13 protein-coding genes and 1 pseudogene are annotated in these 17,043 nt (G+C 70.1%); 7 read left to right on the top strand and 7 right to left on the bottom strand.

Annotated elements, in window-relative coordinates; translation table 11 throughout:
* Positions 1 to 100 precede the first annotated feature (100 nt).
* Positions 101 to 2,566, top strand: coding sequence for a heavy metal translocating P-type ATPase (locus OZ403_RS17540; RefSeq protein ID WP_268784648.1), 2,466 nt, complete (start codon positions 101 to 103; stop codon positions 2,564 to 2,566).
* 153 nt (positions 2,567 to 2,719) lie between these two features.
* Here the strand turns inward: OZ403_RS17540 and tmk are convergent, their stop codons facing one another.
* Together tmk and OZ403_RS17530 are read right to left on the bottom strand one after the other, a co-directional pair.
* On the bottom strand, positions 2,720 to 3,385 hold the full coding sequence (gene tmk, locus OZ403_RS17535) for a dTMP kinase (protein ID WP_268784647.1): 666 nt from the start codon (positions 3,383 to 3,385) through the stop codon (positions 2,720 to 2,722).
* Positions 3,382 to 3,720, bottom strand: a complete 339-nt coding sequence (locus OZ403_RS17530) for a hypothetical protein (RefSeq protein ID WP_268784882.1) — start codon at positions 3,718 to 3,720, stop codon at positions 3,382 to 3,384. The genes tmk and OZ403_RS17530 overlap by 4 nt, the downstream gene beginning before the upstream one ends.
* Before the next feature lie 177 nt (positions 3,721 to 3,897).
* Here OZ403_RS17530 and ribB point away from each other — a divergent pair, with 177 nt between their 5' ends.
* Positions 3,898 to 5,049 (top strand): 3,4-dihydroxy-2-butanone-4-phosphate synthase, encoded by a 1,152-nt coding sequence (ribB, locus tag OZ403_RS17525; protein WP_140791323.1) that lies wholly within the window; start codon positions 3,898 to 3,900, stop codon positions 5,047 to 5,049.
* Positions 5,050 to 5,082: 33 nt separating this feature from the next.
* Here ribB and thrC read toward each other — a convergent pair whose 3' ends face one another.
* The 5 genes from thrC to greA form a co-directional block, all read right to left on the bottom strand.
* The gene (gene thrC / locus OZ403_RS17520) at positions 5,083 to 6,423 is read right to left on the bottom strand and encodes a threonine synthase (RefSeq protein WP_140798370.1); all 1,341 of its coding nucleotides are present in this window, start codon (positions 6,421 to 6,423) and stop codon (positions 5,083 to 5,085) included.
* The gene (locus OZ403_RS17515) at positions 6,420 to 6,983 is read right to left on the bottom strand and encodes a hypothetical protein (protein ID WP_140791319.1); all 564 of its coding nucleotides are present in this window, start codon (positions 6,981 to 6,983) and stop codon (positions 6,420 to 6,422) included. Before OZ403_RS17515 ends, thrC begins: the two co-directional genes overlap by 4 nt.
* A 100-nt stretch (positions 6,984 to 7,083) precedes the next feature.
* A complete protein-coding gene (locus OZ403_RS17510; protein WP_140798369.1) occupies positions 7,084 to 7,722 on the bottom strand; it encodes a protein-L-isoaspartate(D-aspartate) O-methyltransferase in 639 nt (212 codons plus the stop codon).
* A 27-nt stretch (positions 7,723 to 7,749) separates the two neighbouring features.
* On the bottom strand, positions 7,750 to 10,647 hold the full coding sequence (gene recG / locus OZ403_RS17505) for an ATP-dependent DNA helicase RecG (RefSeq protein WP_268784646.1): 2,898 nt from the start codon (positions 10,645 to 10,647) through the stop codon (positions 7,750 to 7,752).
* A gap of 112 nt (positions 10,648 to 10,759) precedes the next feature.
* Positions 10,760 to 11,278, bottom strand: coding sequence for a transcription elongation factor GreA (gene greA, locus OZ403_RS17500; RefSeq protein ID WP_140791315.1), 519 nt, complete (start codon positions 11,276 to 11,278; stop codon positions 10,760 to 10,762).
* Positions 11,279 to 11,463: 185 nt separating this feature from the next.
* Between greA and OZ403_RS17495 the strand changes: the two genes are divergently transcribed.
* The 5 genes and pseudogenes from OZ403_RS17495 to OZ403_RS17475 all read left to right on the top strand — a co-directional run bounded on the left by OZ403_RS17495 (position 11,464) and on the right by OZ403_RS17475 (position 16,994).
* Entirely contained in the window at positions 11,464 to 11,994 is a 531-nt protein-coding gene (locus OZ403_RS17495; protein WP_140791313.1) for an FHA domain-containing protein, read from the top strand.
* 73 nt (positions 11,995 to 12,067) lie between these two features.
* On the top strand, positions 12,068 to 12,472 hold the full coding sequence (locus OZ403_RS17490; RefSeq protein WP_140791311.1) for an MGMT family protein: 405 nt from the start codon (positions 12,068 to 12,070) through the stop codon (positions 12,470 to 12,472).
* An 84-nt stretch (positions 12,473 to 12,556) separates the two neighbouring features.
* The gene (locus OZ403_RS17485; RefSeq protein ID WP_174258801.1) at positions 12,557 to 13,105 is read left to right on the top strand and encodes a M15 family metallopeptidase; all 549 of its coding nucleotides are present in this window, start codon (positions 12,557 to 12,559) and stop codon (positions 13,103 to 13,105) included.
* A gap of 123 nt (positions 13,106 to 13,228) precedes the next feature.
* A pseudogene (locus OZ403_RS17480) lies at positions 13,229 to 15,438 on the top strand (DUF4139 domain-containing protein).
* Entirely contained in the window at positions 15,438 to 16,994 is a 1,557-nt protein-coding gene (locus OZ403_RS17475; protein WP_268784881.1) for a DUF4139 domain-containing protein, read from the top strand. The pseudogene OZ403_RS17480 and the gene OZ403_RS17475 overlap by 1 nt, the downstream one beginning before the upstream one ends.
* The last annotated feature ends 49 nt before the right edge of the window (positions 16,995 to 17,043 follow it).

Raw genomic sequence — 17,043 nt, 5'->3', positions numbered from 1 at the left:
GCAGGCAGCCATGGGCCCGCTTGGGGCAACAGGCCGCTTCGCTCGGAACTGTAAGAAGGAACGGGGTGCTTCGTGATCCCCGGCAAAAGGAAGCGCGACGATGACGACTCATCTCCCCCCAGAAGCTCACACCGGGCACCACCCTCCACACCTGCCGGAGAGCAAGGCGAAGGACCCCGTCTGCGGCATGTTCGTGGATCCCCAGGCACCGAAGGGCGGCAGCCACGTGCACGAGGGGCACACGTACTTCTTCTGCAACCCGAAGTGCCGCGAGAAGTTCACGGCAGAGCCGCGAAAGTACCTCGCGCCTGAGCCCCAGACACCGGAGCCTGCCCCTGCGGGCACCATGTACATCTGCCCGATGGACCCGGAGGTGCGCCAGGACCATCCCGGCACCTGCCCCAAGTGCGGCATGGCCCTCGAGCCCGAGCAGCCAGTCCTCCAGACGCGCACCGAGTACGTCTGCCCGATGCACCCGCAAATCGTGCGCCCCGAGCCGGGGGCGTGCCCCATCTGCGGCATGGCCCTGGAGCCACGGACCATCACCCTCGAGGACGCGCCCGACCCGGAGTACCTCGACATGCGGCGGCGCTTCTGGGTGAGCGTCGTCCTCTCGCTCCCTGTGTTCGTACTGGGCATGTCCGAGATGATTCCGGGCCAGCCCATCCAGCGCCTCCTCCCAGGGCCGCTCATGGCCTGGGTGCAGTTCGCCCTGGCGACGCCCGTGGTGTTGTGGGGGGGCTGGCCCTTCTTCCAGCGGGGCTGGGCGTCGGTGCGCAACCGGCACCTCAACATGTTCACGCTGATTGCCCTTGGGACGGGCGCCGCCTACGGATTCAGCGTCTTCGCCACCTTCTTCCCCGGCCTCCTGCCCCACGCCTTCACCGGCCACGGTGGCCACGTGCCCTTGTACTTCGAGGCTGCGGCGGTCATCACCACGCTGGTGCTGCTGGGGCAGGTGCTGGAGCTCCGGGCCCGCCATGCCACCTCGGGAGCCTTGAAGGCGCTGCTCGGGCTGGCTCCGAAGACGGCGCGGCTGCTGCGCGAGGACGGGCGCGAAGAGGACGTGGCGCTGGACGGGGTCCACGTGGGTGACCGCCTCCGCGTCCGACCGGGCGAGAAGGTGCCCGTGGATGGCTTGGTCCTGGAGGGCGAGAGCGCCGTGGACGAGTCCATGGTGACGGGTGAGCCGATTCCCTCCGAGAAGACACCTGGCAGCCGGGTGACAGGAGGGACGGTCAACGGCACCGGCGGCTTCGTGATGCGGGCCGAGCGCGTCGGCCGCGACACGCTCCTCGCTCAAATCGTACAGCGGGTGGCCGAGGCCCAGCGCAGCCGGGCCCCCATCCAGCGTCTGGCCGACACCGTCTCCGGGTGGTTCGTGCCCGCGGTGGTGGTCATCGCCGTCCTGACGGCGTTCATCTGGAGCATGTGGGGACCAGAGCCCCGGCTCGCCTACGCGCTGGTCAACGCCGTGGCCGTCCTCATCATCGCGTGCCCGTGTGCCCTGGGCCTGGCCACGCCCATCTCCATCGTGGTGGGCATGGGGCGTGGCGCGCAGGCCGGCGTCCTCATCCGGGACGCGGCGGCGCTCGAGGAACTGGCGAAGGTGGACACCCTCGTCGTCGACAAGACGGGCACCCTCACCGAGGGCAGGCCAAGCCTCACCACGGTGGTGGCCGCCCCCGGTTTCGACGAGGCGCGGCTGCTTCACCTGGCCGGCAGCATCGAGCGCGGGAGCGAGCACCCGCTCGCGTCCGCAATCGTGAAGGGCGCAGAGGCACGAGGTGCCGTCCTCACTGAGACGCACGGCTTCAAGTCCGTGACGGGCCAGGGCGTGACGGGGCGTGTGGATGGTGCGCAGGTGGCGCTCGGGAATGCCCGGCTGCTCGAGGGACTCGGCATCGAGGCAGGGGCGTTCCTGGAGAGGGCGGAGGCCCTGAGGCGAGAAGGGCAGACGGTGATGTTCGTCGCCGTGGACGGCAAGCCGGCCGGGCTGCTCGGCGTGGCCGACCCGGTGAAGGCCAGCACCCCCGAGGCCGTTCAGCAGCTCCGTGCCGATGGGCTGCGCCTCGTGATGCTCACGGGTGACAGCCGGACGACGGCGGAGGCGGTGGCCCGTCGCCTGGGCATCGACGAAGTCCACGCTGAGGTGCGCCCCGAGGAGAAGAACGAGATGGTGAAGCGCCTCCAAGCCGAAGGGCACGTGGTGGCCATGGCCGGAGACGGGGTGAACGACGCGCCCGCGCTCGCCCAGGCCAACGTGGGCATCGCCATGGGCACGGGCACTGACATCGCCATGGAGAGCGCCGCCGTCACGCTGGTGAAGGGTGACCTCCGTGCCATCGTCCGCGCCCGGCACCTGAGCCGGGGCACCGTGCACAACATCCGCCAGAACCTCTTCTTCGCGTTCATCTACAACGTGCTCGGCGTCCCCATCGCGGCGGGGGTCCTCTACCCGTTCTTCGGACTGCTGCTGAGCCCCATGATTGCCAGCGCGGCGATGAGCATCTCGTCCGTCTCCGTCATCGCCAATGCCCTGCGGCTGAGGCGGCTGGACCTCTGACCGCCGCCCCGCCGGATTCTCGACCCGGGAGGCGCTCGTGCTGGAGACGAGCGCCAAGAAGCAGCAGGAGGTGGATTTGTCCGCGAGGCAAGGCTTGGGTCCACCACGTGGTCCTCCCGCAACCGCCGGGCGGGGAATACCGCCCCAGACAGTTCAGCGCTTGCGGGCCAGCAGCTTGCGAATCTCCACCAACGACGCGGCCGTCACGGCCTCGATGCCCTGCTCGCCGTCGATGTGGACGATGCGCTCGTGCTTCTCCCTGCGGCGGATGGCGGCCACGTACTGCTTCGCAATCCGCCGCTGTGCCTCGTCCGCCTCGAACAGCTCCGCCGCCCCGCCGCGTGCCTTGCGGCGCCGCGCCGCCACCTCCGGCGCCACGCCGACGAACAGCGTCAGGTCCGGCGACACCGCGCACGCATTCACCGCCTCCACCCATTCCATGGGCAGCGACGCGCCCTGGTAGGCCAGGGACGACAGGACGTAGCGGTCACACAGGACAATCTGGCCCGCCGCCAGCGCCGGGAGCACCCGGGCCGTGAGGTGGTCCGTCCGGTCCGCGGCGAACAACAACGCCAGCGTCTCTGGCGCCAGCGGGCCCGCCCCACCGGGCAGTCCCAACCGGCCCGTGAGCGCCTGGCGAATCATCGTCCCCACGGGGCCGTCAGACGGCTCCCGTGTAGTCAGCACCGAGTGCCCCTCCGCGCGCAGGGCCGCGGCGAGCCGCTCCACCTGCGTCGTGGTACCAGCCCCATCCAGTCCCTCCAGGACGACGAAACGCCCTGGACGGCGCGCGGCGGCCTTCTTCCGTGCGGCGCTCACCGGGGAAGCAGCGCCGAGGGGTCGTCCAGCCGCAGCTCGCTGCGCAGGGCCAGCATCGACTCGTATTGCTTCAGCTCCTCCACCAGGACCTTCCGGCCCGCGCGGTAGCTGATGAAGGCGTAGACGAGCAGCGACACGGACACCAGGGCCGCCGCCCACGCCAGCACGGGCGTGCGAAGAGAATCGTAGAAGAGCTTGCCCGACGCCCCACCCACCAGGGTGGCGATGACGGTGGACACGCCCGCATGGGCGAAGCGCGTCGTGCTCTCGCGGGTGGAAAGATTGGCCTGGAGCTGGTCGAGCCGAGCCCGGAGTTCCTGGGTATTGGAAGTCATCACGGCGCCAAACACCCTACATCACTGCGCCCGTCGCGTCGAGTCGGCGCCTACCCACCGGCCGGCCGTAGGCCCTCCAACGGCCCCCTGCCCACCTCATCCCCGCCATCATCCCCACATGCGCCCGGCTACCGGTTGGCTTGCGAGCCACCCTCGCCCACGCTACATGCGCGACTCATGCAGCCCTCCGCCCGGACCGAAACCTCCATGAGTCACGACAGCGAGATCTCCTCCATCGACGACGCCATCCGTGACATCCAGGAGGGCAAGTTCGTCATCGTCGCCGACGACGAGGACCGTGAGAACGAGGGAGACCTCATCATGGCCGCGGAGAAGGTGACGCCCGAGCACCTGGCCTTCATGGTGCGCCACACCAGCGGCATCGTCTGCATGCCCATGCTGGCGGAGCGGCTGGACGAGCTCCACCTCCCGCAGATGGTGTCGGACAACACCGAATCCCATCGCACCGCCTTCACCGTCTCCGTGGACTACCGCCACGGCACCCACACGGGCGTGTCCGCGGCGGACCGCGCGAAGACCATCCGCGCCCTGGTGGACCCCTCCAGCAAGGCCGACGACTTCCTGCGCCCCGGGCACATCTTCCCGCTCCGCTACCGCGAGGGCGGCGTCCTCCGACGGGCCGGCCACACCGAGGCCACCGTGGACCTGTCCCGCCTCGCCGGCCTGTCCGCCTCCGGCATCCTCTGCGAGCTGGTGAAGGACGACGGCACCATGATGCGGATGCCGGACCTCAAGGTCTTCGCCCGCGAGCACAAGCTGTCGCTCATCACCATCGCGGACCTCATCGAGTACCGCCGCCGCAAGGACCGGCTGGTGCGCCGCGAGCCCGGCCAGCACACCGTCACCACCCGCTACGGTGAGTTCACCGCCCTCACCTATTCGTGGCTGCCCGACGGCGTGAAGTCCCTGGTCCTGGTGAAGGGCGACCCGGCGTCGCGGCCCAGCACCCTGGTGCGCCTGCACGCCGCCTGCGCCCTGGGTGACGTGTTCGGCTCCCCGTCGTGCAACTGCAACGTGCTGCTGGATCAGGCGCTGGCGCGCATCGCCCGCGAGGGCTCCGGCGTGCTGGTGTACCTGCCGGGCATGCACGGAGACGACTTCGGCATCCACCACAAGCGCAACACCGACGGCAGCAGCGGCCCCACGCGGGGCCCGCAGGAGTCGCGCGACCTGGGCATGGGCTGCCAGATTCTCAATGACCTGGGCGTCCGCACGCTCCAGGTGATGACCAACTCGGACATCACCTACCGCGGGCTCGCGGGCTTCGGTCTCACCATCGAGAAGCGCGTCCCCCTCCAGCCGGACTGACGCGCCCCTCGCCGGGCGGACCGGGCCCGTGATTCAGCCCAGGTCCGCCAGCGCGCCCTTCACCGCGTCCAGCGTCGCGGGCAGCTCCACAGGCGGGTTGGCGAACTGGCTCGTCACCTCCGCGAGCGAGCCGCGGTGGTAGCCCACCTTGAAGTCGGCGAACTTCAAGCCGTGCGCGGTGGACACCACCGCCACGCGCGAGCCCCGGGCAATCACGCCCTGCGCCACCAACTTCTCCAGCGCCGCCAGCGCCACGCCCGTGTGCGGACAGGTGAAGGTCCCCTCGCGGTCCGCGCGCGCGGCGGCGTTGGCCAGCTCGGACTCGCTGGCGTCCTCCACCACGCCGTCGAACGCCTTGAGCACCTTCACCGCGCGCTTGAAGGACACCGGGTTGCCAATCTGGATGGCCGACGCCAGCGTGGGCTCGGCCTGCAGGGGCACCAGTTCCTGGAAGCCGCCCCGGAACGAGCGCGCCAGCGGATTGGCCTTCTGGGCCTGCGCCACGGCGATGCGCGGTCGGCGGGTGATGAGCCCCAGCGACAGCATCAGCTCGAAGCCCTTGCCCAGGGCGCTGGCGTTGCCCAGGTTGCCGCCGGGAATCACCACCCAGTCCGGCGGCTCCCAGCCCAGGTCCTGGCAGAGCTCCACGGCGACCATCTTCTGGCCCTCGATGCGCAGCGAGTTCATCGAGTTGGCCAGGTACAGCCCCGTGTCCGCCGTCACCGCCTGCACCAGCTTCATGCAGCCGTCGAAGTCCGTGTCCAGCGACAGCACCCGCGCCCCATTGGCAATGGGCTGCACGAGCTGCGCGAGCGACACCTTGTTGCGCGGCAGGAACACCACCGCCGGAATCCCCGCCGCCGCGCAGTAGGCGGAGAGCGCCGCGGACGTGTCGCCCGTGGAGGCACACGCCACCGCGCGCAGCGGAACGCCCTGGGCGCGCATGTGCTTCACCGCGGAGACCAGGACGGTCATGCCCCAGTCCTTGAAGCTGCCCGTGGGCGAGACGCCGCACTCCTTCAAGTCCAGCGCGGCCAGCCCCAGCTCCGCCGCCATGCGCGGCAACGGCTTGAGCGGCACGCGGCCCTCGCCGAGCGAGACGATGTCCTCCGCCGGCAGCTGCGGATACGCCCACTCCCGCTTGCCCCACACGCCCGAGCCATCCGGCAGGCGCGCGGAGCCGAAGCGCGTCTCGAAACGGCGCTTCCATTCCGCCGCGGACACCGTGCGCAGGGCCTTCACGTCGTGCGCGACTTCCAGCAGGCCGCCGCAGCGCGGGCACCGGTACACCACCTCCATCAGCGAGGCGCGAAAGTCACAGCCCTCACTGCACGCGTACTCCGCGCGGAACTCCGAAGCCGACCCCTCGCTCATGCCTCCTCCTGTGCCCTCGTGCCGCACTCCGGGCAGCTCCTTCCGGGCCGCACGCGAGTATGACACGACGCGCAAGAGAGCCAGCCATCGTCGTCGCCAGCAGGTTTTCCAGGCGCCGCCGCCACCGTGGGCTTCACCCGAGGCAACCGCATGCCGCAGTTGTCGCAGAGCAGCCCCGCCGCCTGGGTGTTGCGGCAGTAACGGCAGACGACGGCGCCCGTCGGCGCGGCGGTGCGTACGCCGTCGTCCGGGGCACGTCCGGTGTCCAGCTCTGACATGGGCGTCACCGGAACGGCCCCCATGTCCCTGGCGCGTGTCAGCTGCAGGTCGGGAACCACCTGCGCCGGCAGATCTGGCCCTGAACGGAGCCGCGTCACGTCCAGGTCGGGCAACACGGCCGCGTCCACCGGCGCGCGGCCTCCGGCATGCGGTGTCACTTCCAGCTCCGGCAACGTCGCGATGGGCGCGGTCTCCGCCACGGCCGCGGGGAACCGCTTGCCGCAGACGTCGCACTCCGTCCCTTCGGGCTGAACGTGGTCGCAGAGCGGACAGATAATCATGATGTGCGAACGTTAGCGGGCCGCCGCCGACATGGCGAGCAAGCGGACAGAGAGCCTGCCTCCCGCCTCGCTGGGTCAGGAGCCACCCGAGCCCAGGATGTCACCCCTGCGAGAGCGGCTGCCCCGTCATGGGAACAAAGCGAACCAGCAGCAGGGACTCCACCTGGGGCACCTCGCCGGGCCGGAGGGCGCGTTGGATACGCAGCAGTTGCTGGGCGCCCCCCTGGGGGCCCACCGGGATGAGCATGCGTCCGCCCGGCTTGAGCTGTGAAAGGAGCTGAAGCGGAACGTCTGGTGGCGCCGCGGCGGCGAGGATGGCGTCGAAGGGCGCCTGGTCCGGCCAGCCCAGTGAGCCGTCTCCTTCCCGGAACGAGACGTTTTCGAAGCCCTGCCGCCCCAACACCTCGCGCGCCGATTGGGCCAGCTCGGGGACGATTTCCACGGAGTAGACTTCTCTGCACAGCAGAGACAGCAGCGCCGTCTGGTAGCCCGAGCCGGTGCCGATTTCGAGGACGCGCTCGTCCCCCTGGAGCTGGAGCGCCTCCGTCATCAGCGCCACGATGTAGGGCTGGCTGATGGTCTGCCCATGACCGATGGGCAGCGGCGCGTCCGCGCTCGCCTCTTCGCGCAGGTCCTCCGGCACGAATTCCGCGCGGTTCAGCCGAGCGATGGCCTCCAGGACTCGCGCGTCCTTGATGCCGTGCCGCGACAGGTAGTCGGCCCTTCCCCAGTCACCCATGCTCCTAGCCTAGTCATGACAGGCGCCCTAACCCACCCGCGCGAGCGCGAGCCGCCCTTCCCAGCGTTCCTCGAGCGCCTTCACGAGGCCCTGGTTCTCCTTCGCCTTCATGTCCGGGTCCTTCTCCAGGATGCGCCGGGCCTCGGACTGCGCCATGGAGAGCAGGTCGCCATCCCGCGCCAGGTTGGCCACCGCCAGCTCGGGCAGGCCACTCTGGCGCGTGCCCAGGAATTCACCCGGGCCTCGAATCTCCAGGTCCTTCTCCGCGATGACGAAACCGTCGCTGCTCTGCTCCATCACCGTCAGGCGCTCGGCGGACTCCCAGGAGCGGGCGCTTCCGGCCACCAGGTGGCAGAAGCTCGCCGCCGCGCCGCGCCCCACCCGGCCCCGGAGCTGGTGAAGCTGCGACAGGCCGAAGCGCTCGGCGGATTCCACCACCATCACGGAGGCGTTGGGCACGTCCACGCCCACCTCCACCACCGTGGTGCAGACGAGCAGGTGCAGGCGCTTCTCGCGGAAGTCCTCCATGACGGAGTCCTTCTCCTCCGCCTTCATCCGCCCGTGCAGCAGTCCCACCTTCGCGTCGGGGAACACCTTCCGGAGCTTCTCCACGCCGCGCGTGGCGTCCTCCAGGTCCAGCTTCTCCGACTCCTCCACCAGCGGGTAGACGACGTAGGCCTGGTGCCCCTTGGCTAGCTGCGCGCCCACGGACTCGTAGACGAGCGCGCGCTGCTTGTCGTTGAACACCCGCGTTTGAATGGGCGTGCGGCCCGGCGGAAGCTGGTCGATGACGGACAAGTCCAGGTCGCCGTACAGCGTCATGGCCAGCGTGCGGGGAATAGGCGTGGCCGTCATCACCAGCACATCCGGCTTGGGCCCCTTGCTCATCAGCGTGTGGCGCTGGAGCACGCCGAAGCGGTGCTGTTCGTCGATGACGGCCAGGCCCAGGCGTTCAAAGGAGACGTCTGCCTGAAGCAGCGCGTGCGTGCCCACGGCCAGATGAATTTCACCTCGGGCCACGGCCTCACGCACCTGGCGCTTGGCCTTCGCCGTGCCCGCCGCGCTCACCAGGCCCACGCGGTAGCCCAGCGGCTCCATCACCTTGCGGAAGTTGCGCTCGTGCTGCTCGGCGAGGATTTCCGTGGGCGCCATGACGGCCACCTGGTAGCCGGCCTGCAGCGCGATGAGGGCGGAGACCATGGCCACCGCCGTCTTGCCGCTGCCCACGTCTCCCTGGACCAGCCGGTTCATGGGCTCCGGGCGCGCCATGTCCCAGCAGAGCTCCTCCACCACCCGCGCCTGCGCGCCGGTGAGCTGGAACGGCAGCGCGTTGCGCGCCTTCGCCAGCCGGGGCTCGGACACGTCGAAGGAGATGCCGACCTCCGCCTTCACGCCCTGACGCTTGAGCGCCATGCCCAGCTGGAGGAAGAACAGCTCGTCGAAGGCGAGCCGCCGGTGCGCGGGGCTCTGGTGCGCGTCGAGCGCCTCCAGGTCCGCGTCCCCTGGCGGGAAGTGGATGAAGCGCAGCGCGTCCGGCAGGCCCATCAGGTCCAAGCGGCGGCGCAGGTCCGCGGGCAGCGGGTCATCCAGTTCGTGCGCGTACTGCTCGCCCACGCGGGAGGTCAGCTCGCGGAAGGAGCGCTGCTCGCCGCGCTCGAAGCCCGGATACACGGGGACGATGCGGTTGAAGTGGACCGACGTCGTGGACTCGAGGTCCTCCGCCGGTTCGATTTCCGGATGGGGCATCTCCCGGCCCGTCATGGTGGCGCGGACCTCGCCGGAGAGGACGATGCGCTTGCCCACGGTGAACCGGCTCTTCAACCAGGGGCCCGCGTTGAAGTACGTGGCGGCGATGCTGCCCGAGCGGTCCCCCACGACGGCGCGGAACATGCGCCGGCCCTGACGGCCCGCCACGAAGTCGGCCACCTTGACGATGCCCACCGTGACGCCTCGCTCGCCGGGCTCCAGTTCGGCGATGGTGCGCAACTGGCGGCGGTCCTCGTAGCAGCGCGGCAGCATGAAGAGGATGTCGCCCATGCGGCGCAGCCCCTTCTTGTCGAGCGCCGAGACGAGCCTGGGCCCCAGCCGCTTGCCCAGCGTCTTCAGCGGCGACGACAGCGGCCCGGTGCGCGGCGCGATGGAGAGGAGCTTCGCCTCGGAGCGAGAGGCCTCCGCCGCGACCGCCCGCTTCTTCTTTCGCTGAGCCTTCTCCTTGCGCGTCTTCGCTCCGGGAACCGCCTCTGGCCCCGTGTCGAGCGCGGCCTGACGGGGACCCGGTTTCGCCCGAGACGACGGCGCGCCCTGCCGCCCGGTGGCGGGCTGCGGCGCGGCGACGTTCGACTGCGGAGGCCGCGTCGTCGGCGCCATCCGCGGTGGACGGGCAGACAGGAGGTCCGAGTCCATCCCGGCCTGACGTCCCCGCGGCCCATCAGGACTCATGCGCGGCATGGGGCCATCAACGCTGCTTCCGCGCGCAGGGGCCGCGGCTCCAGGCGAAGCCGGTCCTCGAGGCGCGTCTGGCCGCGGGCGCGACGTGGGCAGTGGCTCCGCCGACTTCCAGGGCGGCACATACCCCGGCGGCGTCGTGCCTCCCGCGCCCACCGGAGCGCCCTGCGTGGACCTCGGCCGAGCCGGAACCGCGCCCTCCATCGTCACGCAGTGCAGCTCCGCGGGCAGCTCCACACCACTGACCTTCAGCCCGGCTACGACTCGCCGCAGCGCGGCCTTGCGGCGCTCGGGCATGGCGTGGTCCACGTCGGGCAGCGCGGCCCTCAAGTGGTCCAGTGCCCGTGCATCCACGCCGCTGGCACCGGCAAGCGCGCGCTCCAACACCGGGCGCAACGACTTCACGGTGGCCAGCATCGCGAAGTCGCGCTGGCACACGTACCGGAGGGGTCCAACAAGGCTGGCGAGCGGGTGGTTCACGCGGGGGTTCCGCCGTACATCCTACGGAACGGGGATGACGTCTCCCACAAAACGAGACCGGGGAAGCGAGCCCTGGCCCGCTCCCCCGGCAACTCACTGCGGCTTCCGAGGTTCAGCTCTCGCTCGCCGCTGCCTCTTCCTCGGGCTCCTCGAAGCGGATCTCCTGGACTTCCAGCTCGCGCACGCCGCCGGGGCTCTGCACCGTGGCGATGTCACCCACCTTCTTGCCGATGAGCGCGCGCGCCACCGGCGAGGTGACGGCAATCCACCGCTTCTTCAGGTCTGCCTCGATCTCCCCCACGAGCCGGTAGCTCACCGGCTTGTCGGTTTCGGTATCGAGCAGGTCCACCGTCGCCCCGAAGATGACCTTGTCGCCGCCCAGCTTCGCCGGGTCAATGACCTCCGCGCGGGCAATCCAGTCGTTGAGGGTCAGAATGCGCCCCTCGATGTGCGACTGCTTCTCCTTCGCCGCGTGGTACTCCGCGTTCTCGCGCAGGTCGCCATGTGCGCGAGCGACCTCGATCTCGCGCGAGATCTTCCCCCGCTCGACGGACTGGAGGTGCTTCAACTCCTCCTTCAGCTTGCGCAGTCCGGACGGGGTCATCGGGATGTTGTCGCTCCCGCTGCTCATCGACACAGCTCCTTCCACCACTCCCAGGTTCAAGACGATGGAGGGCCGGCGCTCCTCTTCCGGAGCCCGGCCCCCGCGACCAAAAGCCCAATGTAAGGAACCACTGACAAGTTGGTCAATGAAACCCGTACAGGGAACGGGAGATGGGCTGGGCGCGCGCCCGTTGACCCGCTAGTCTGCCCCCCGTGCTGTCCGTCCAGGAATTGCGCGGGCTCGGTGCCGCCCTGCCCTCCAGTGCCTTCCAGCGTCAACTGGGGCCCTTCGCGCTCATCCAGCGCCCGCCTTCCGAGGCCTCGACCGCCGTGCTCGCCCCCACCCGCATGGCGGCGCCCTCGGAAATCGAGCAGGGCATGCTGGCCTTGCTGTTCGAATTCGAACACCTGCGCGTGGCCACCCTGCCGCCGCTCAACGCCACCGACCGGCTGCGCATTGGCCGCCGCATGGACTGCGACCTGGTCGTCGACGACGCGTCCGTGTCCAAGATGCACGCGGAGTTGCGGTGGAACGAAGCCGACCAGCGCTGCACCGTGCAGGACCTGGGCTCCACCAACGGCACCTTCCTCAACGCCCGCTCCCTGAGTGGCCGCGAGGCGGTGCTGCGCGACGGCGACATCCTGAGCGTGGGCAACGTGCAGTTCTGGTACCTGCTCACCCGCACCCTGCATGAGCGCCTGCGCGCGGGCGAGGCCACCGGGCTGGGCTCGCGCAGCGGCTGAGCCTTCACCCGGCTGCGGGACCGCAAGGGTTGACGCCGCCCCCACGCCGTTTCCGAACGGGACAGGAGCCCGAATGTCCACACCGCCACGCGATGAGCGCGACTACTTCGAGCGCATCTACACCGTCACCCAGCAGGTGCCGCATGGGCAGGTGGCCACATATGGGGACATCGCCGTCATCGTCGGTGATGGCTGCGATGCCCGCGTCGTGGGACATGCACTGGGCGCGTTGGGCGCCCGCGCGGACAGCGTGCCCTGGCAGCGCGTCATCAACCGCACGGGTGGCATCAGCACCTCCGGTTACGGACAGCGCGAGGCCCTGGAGGCGGAGGGCGTCACCTTCGACGAGCGCGACCACGTCCGGATGGCATCACACCATTGGACGGGCCCCAGTGAGACGTGGGCCCGCGCACATGGGTTCCAGCCGTTGCCTCCGCGTGAAGTGAAGACTCCGGACGCACAATTGAATCTGTTCTGAACAGGCGCTCGCCTTCCCGTCTGCTTGCGTCGAGGCACAGACGCGCGAAAGTTCGGATTCCGGCCAAGGGGCCGGCGTCCAAACATGTCGCTCGCGCTGCTCCGCTGGGGAGTCTTCATCCTCCTGTGCCTGTTCGCGCCCCAAGCCGTCGCCGGCGACGCAAAGCCCCGGCGAAGTGAGGCGAAGGGGGCTCGGCTCGTTCGTCTCAAGAACGGGCAGATGCTCCATCACGACGCCGCGGACGCATACCGGCGGATGAAGGCCGAAGCCCGCTCGAAGAACATCTACCTCTGGGTCCGCAGCGGCTACCGCTCTCCCGCGAAGCAGCGGCGGCTCTATGAGCGCTACCGCAAGGGCAAGGGGCCCCAGGCGGCACGGCCCGGGCGCTCCAACCATCAGCGGGGCCTCGCGGTGGACCTGGTCATCGGCGGCGTCAAGACGCCGACCTATGACTGGCTCATGTCGAATGCATGCCGCTTCGGCTTCAAGCGCACGGTGCGCTCCGAGCCCTGGCATTGGGAGTACCGCCCGCGCAGCACCCGCGAGCCGGAGCCGGGGCGTGACTGCGTGGGCCGCCCCTTGAAGCGTCAGCGGACCCAGTCTCCGCCCGTGGCGAGCACCGAGAAGAGCTGAAGCGCGCTAGCTCCAATGCGGCGTGTCGTCAATCCGGCCCAAGGGCATCCCGACCTCACGGGTTGGGGCCTTTTGTCTGGGGGGACTGATTTTTATAAGACATCTCGATTACGGTGAGCAGCCATGCTCGTCGTCACATCGAACCTCGAAGCCGTCACCGTCCACGCGGAGGGGGCGCTTTGTACGCGGGGCGCCACGATTCCCACGGCGGGAGGGATGTTGCCCTCGCAGGTGCGAATCAATGGCCTGCCGCTGTCTTTGCAACCCGGCTCGCTCCGGGCGTCCGTGGTGCACGGCCCGTCGGGACTCGCCGTGCGCGACCTTCGTCCCACCTATGACGTCCAGCTTCCGCCAGAAGTCGACGTGCCCGCGGAGCACCTCGCCTTGGAGGAAGCCGAGCACCGCCTCTCCGACCTCACCCAACAGCTCGCGCGCGTAGGTCAGGAGTTGGATGCGCTGTCGAAGCTGTCCCCTGGGTTCCCGCCCCGGCCGAAGGAAGCGCAGGAGCCCCGGGACGCCCCCGTGTCCGCGATGCTGTCGCTCATGTCCTTCGTGGACACCGAGCTCACCGCGCTCCATTCGCGGAAGCTGGACCTGGAGCGGCAGCAGCGTGACGCCGAAGCCGAGCTGCGCTTGCGGCGCGACCGCGTCGCCGAAGCCTCTTCGTCCGTGCGAGGCCAGCGCGCTCTCGTGTACCGCGCGGTCGTGCTGACGCTGTCGGGCCCCCTTCCCGCGGACCAGGGTGCGCGGCTCGCGCTGGAGTACGCCGTCCAGGGGGCGCGCTGGGTGCCCACCTATGACTTGCGCCTGCCGCGCACGCTGGAAGAGGAACGCTGCGAATGCGCGCCTCCGTGCTCCAGCGCACCGGCGAGGACTGGACGGGGGTGAAGCTCGCCGTCTCCACCGCGGACCTCGCCCGGCACGCGGAGGTCCCCGAGCTGAAGGCGCTGCGCATTGGCCGCCATCAACCGCCTCCCGCGCGTTCGGGCTGGAGGGAGGCGCCACCGGGGCTCGAGGAGCTGTTCGCGGGCTACGACGCCACGCGGCCGCCCACGCCGGTTCAGCCCGAGGTCCGCGCCGAACCCGAGCCCATGCCCGCCGTCCTCGATCAGCCCCAGAAGAAGAACAAGCGCAGTGCCGTGCCCATGGCGCCCGAGCCCGACTTCGCCATGGCGGGAGCGGCCGCGCCACCGCCTCCGCCGGCGGCGGCCCCTCGAAGTGCTCCAATGCGCCCCAGTGCCGCTGCCCCCGAGGAAGAGGAGACGCGAGCGCGATCGCGAGGCGGTGGCCTGATGTCGCGCGCGCGCCGACCGCCACCTCCGGCCGAGCTCGAGGAGGCGCCCGAGAGCTCATTCGACGATGACGAGGACGGGCTCAGCATGGATGCCGCCTCTCTGGGCGGTGGTGGTGGTGGTGGCGAGCGAACACCTCCGAGGCAGGAGCCCTCCGACGCACTGCTGGACTACGACCGCCTGACCATGCCGCCCGCGGATGACCTGAGCGCGCGTGGCAGGCTGCAACCGCGCCCCGGGCACCTCACCCGGGAGCTGGTGGCCCTTGCGGAGGTCCACGCGCAGATCGACATCACCGTGCGAGTCGCCCTGAGTCTGCAGGAGACCTCTTCCATTTGGGCGGCCCCCGCGCCGGCGTGGTCCCAGCCGCCACGCACGTCCTCGCCTCACTTCGATGCGCGCTTCGATGTGGAGGCGCGCGCGGACGTGCCTTCGGACGGAGCGTGGCACACCGTGCCGGTGTTGTCGGTGCCAGTGGGGCTGTCCGCGGAATACGTCTGCGTCCCCTCCGTGGAGCCGCGTGCGTTCCGCACGGTGCGCGTGGAGAACCGGACGCCGTATCCGCTGCTGGCAGGTCCCGTGGACGTCACGCTGGAGAACGAGTTCCTGATGACGTCTCCCCTCCCGACCATGGCCCCGGGCTCGACGCAGCGGCTGGGGCTCGGCGTGGAGGAGTCCATCAAGGTCGCGCGCAACACGCGGTTCGACGAGGCGACGGGCGGCATGTTCGGCGGCTCGACGATGCTGACGCACCACGTGTCGGTGGAGCTGGCCAACCGCCTGAGCAATCGCATCCTGGTCGAGGTGTGCGAGCGCGTGCCCACCGTCCCCCTCAGCACGGAAAAGGACATCAAGGTGGAGGAATTGGAAGTGGCCCCGCTCTGGCAGAAGCGCCTGCCCTTGCCCGGTGAAGCGAAGGTGGAAGGCGAGCGCGCGTGGCGCGTGGTGCTCCAGCCAGGTGAAGCGCAGACGCTGAAGGCGACATGGACCGTCAAGATTCCGGGCAACAAGATGCTCGGCGGCGGCAACCGGAGGACATGATGGGCACCCCTTTCATCCTGCCCGTGGTCAAGGTCACCGTCCTCGAGGACCGGGCGCTCGTCGAGCGGCGGGGGGAGATTCCCCTGTCCGTGGGAACGCAGCGCCTGGTCATCCAGGGACTGTCCCCGCTCGCCGTGGACCGCTCACTCCAGGCGAAGGTCGCGGGTGGCACCATCTCCCAGGCACGCATCCGCCGGGCGACGAAACCACAACCGCCCGAGGCCGAGCGCGAACACCGCACGGCGCTCGGAAAGCGCGTCGCGGAGCTGGAGCAGGAGCTCCAGCGCATGGTCGCGGACGAAACCCGAATGGCGGCGCGGCTGCGGCTGTTGGACACCGCGCGCGCCGATGTCCACCGCGCCATCTCCGAGCAGGCAGGCGCCGGACAGTCGCGGCCGGAGACGTGGCGGGAGCAGTTGGAGACCATGCGCCGCGAGCAGCTGTCGGCGGACTCGGCGCTCCGTGAGGCTCAACGCCGGACGCTGCGACTGCGGGAGCAGCTCGACGCAGCACGGGCCTCGCAGACGGCAGTCGAGATCCTGGAGCCAACGGTCGACGTCCAGGCCGAGCTGGAGGTGGGCCACCCCACGGGCGGGCCCGCCACGCTGTCCGTCACGTACCTGGTGCCCTGCACGGCCTGGCGGCCTTCCTACCGCGCCACGCTGTCTCCCGAAGCCTCCGGTGAGTCCGTCACACTGGAGTGCGAGGCCGTCGTCTGGCAGCGCACCGGTGAGGAGTGGAAGGACGTGGAGCTGGCGTTCTCCACCGCGCGGCCCACGCTGGGCGCCACGCCGCCGCGGCTCCAGGAGGACCGGCTGTGGCTGCGGGACAAGACGGAGCGCGAGAAGCAGGTGGTGGAGGTGGCCATCCGTGAGGAGGTCATCCAGACCGCGGGCGAGCCCGGCTCTGCCCGGCGGGAGGATGCGCTGCCAGGCATGGACGACGGAGGTGAGCCGCTGACGGTGACGGCCCCGCATCGGGCCAGTGTGCCACCGGACGGCGAGCCCTACCGCGTGCCTCTGTTCCAGTTCACCGCGCCCGCGGCATCCGAGCTGGTGGCCATGCCGGAGCAGTCCCCCCTGGTGCACCGAGTGGCCCGGTTCGACAACACGGGCCCCACGGTGTTGCTCGCGGGCCCCGTGAAGCTGGTGCGTACCCACGGCTATGTGGGGCGTGCGCAGCTGCGTTTCACCGGCAAGGGTGAGCGCGTGAAGCTGGGCTTCGGGAGCGAGGACGCGCTGCGCGTGGCGCGAACGGAGGACGTGGGGCGGGAGACCAGCCGGCTCACCGGCCGAAAGGTGACGACGCACAAGGTGCGGCTGTTCCTCTCCAACATGGGCGCGAAGGCGGTGCCGGTGGCCATCGAGGAACGGATTCCCGTCTCCGAGGTGGAGTCGGTGGAGATACAGCTGGTGAGGGAGCACACGAAGCCCGCGCCCGCGCGTGTCAGCGAGGAGGGCATCGTCCGCTTCGAGCTGACGGCGTCGCCCCGTTCGCAGCAGGAGCTGGCGATGGACTACGTGGTGACGAGCGCGGCGAAGGTGGCCGGGCTCTGAGCTGGCTCGGGTTCCACCGCGAAACAGCCCTGGGGGGCCGGGACTTCCG

This window comes from Myxococcus sp. NMCA1 (genome assembly GCF_026810205.1).
Classification (GTDB): Bacteria; Myxococcota; Myxococcia; order Myxococcales; family Myxococcaceae; genus Myxococcus; species Myxococcus xanthus_A.
This window is presented reverse-complemented; position numbering and strand designations above follow the sequence as displayed.

Coding starts and splice junctions, on each gene's coding strand:
- OZ403_RS17540 (WP_268784648.1), top strand. CDS start 101: ATGACGACTCATCTCCCCCCAGAAGCTCACACCGGGCACCACCCTCCA.
- OZ403_RS17530 (WP_268784882.1), bottom strand. CDS start 3,720: ATGACTTCCAATACCCAGGAACTCCGGGCTCGGCTCGACCAGCTCCAG.
- ribB (WP_140791323.1), top strand. CDS start 3,898: ATGCAGCCCTCCGCCCGGACCGAAACCTCCATGAGTCACGACAGCGAG.
- thrC (WP_140798370.1), bottom strand. CDS start 6,423: ATGAGCGAGGGGTCGGCTTCGGAGTTCCGCGCGGAGTACGCGTGCAGT.
- OZ403_RS17515 (WP_140791319.1), bottom strand. CDS start 6,983: ATGATTATCTGTCCGCTCTGCGACCACGTTCAGCCCGAAGGGACGGAG.
- OZ403_RS17510 (WP_140798369.1), bottom strand. CDS start 7,722: ATGGGTGACTGGGGAAGGGCCGACTACCTGTCGCGGCACGGCATCAAG.
- greA (WP_140791315.1), bottom strand. CDS start 11,278: ATGAGCAGCGGGAGCGACAACATCCCGATGACCCCGTCCGGACTGCGC.
- OZ403_RS17490 (WP_140791311.1), top strand. CDS start 12,068: ATGTCCACACCGCCACGCGATGAGCGCGACTACTTCGAGCGCATCTAC.
- OZ403_RS17485 (WP_174258801.1), top strand. CDS start 12,557: ATGTCGCTCGCGCTGCTCCGCTGGGGAGTCTTCATCCTCCTGTGCCTG.
- OZ403_RS17475 (WP_268784881.1), top strand. CDS start 15,438: ATGGGCACCCCTTTCATCCTGCCCGTGGTCAAGGTCACCGTCCTCGAG.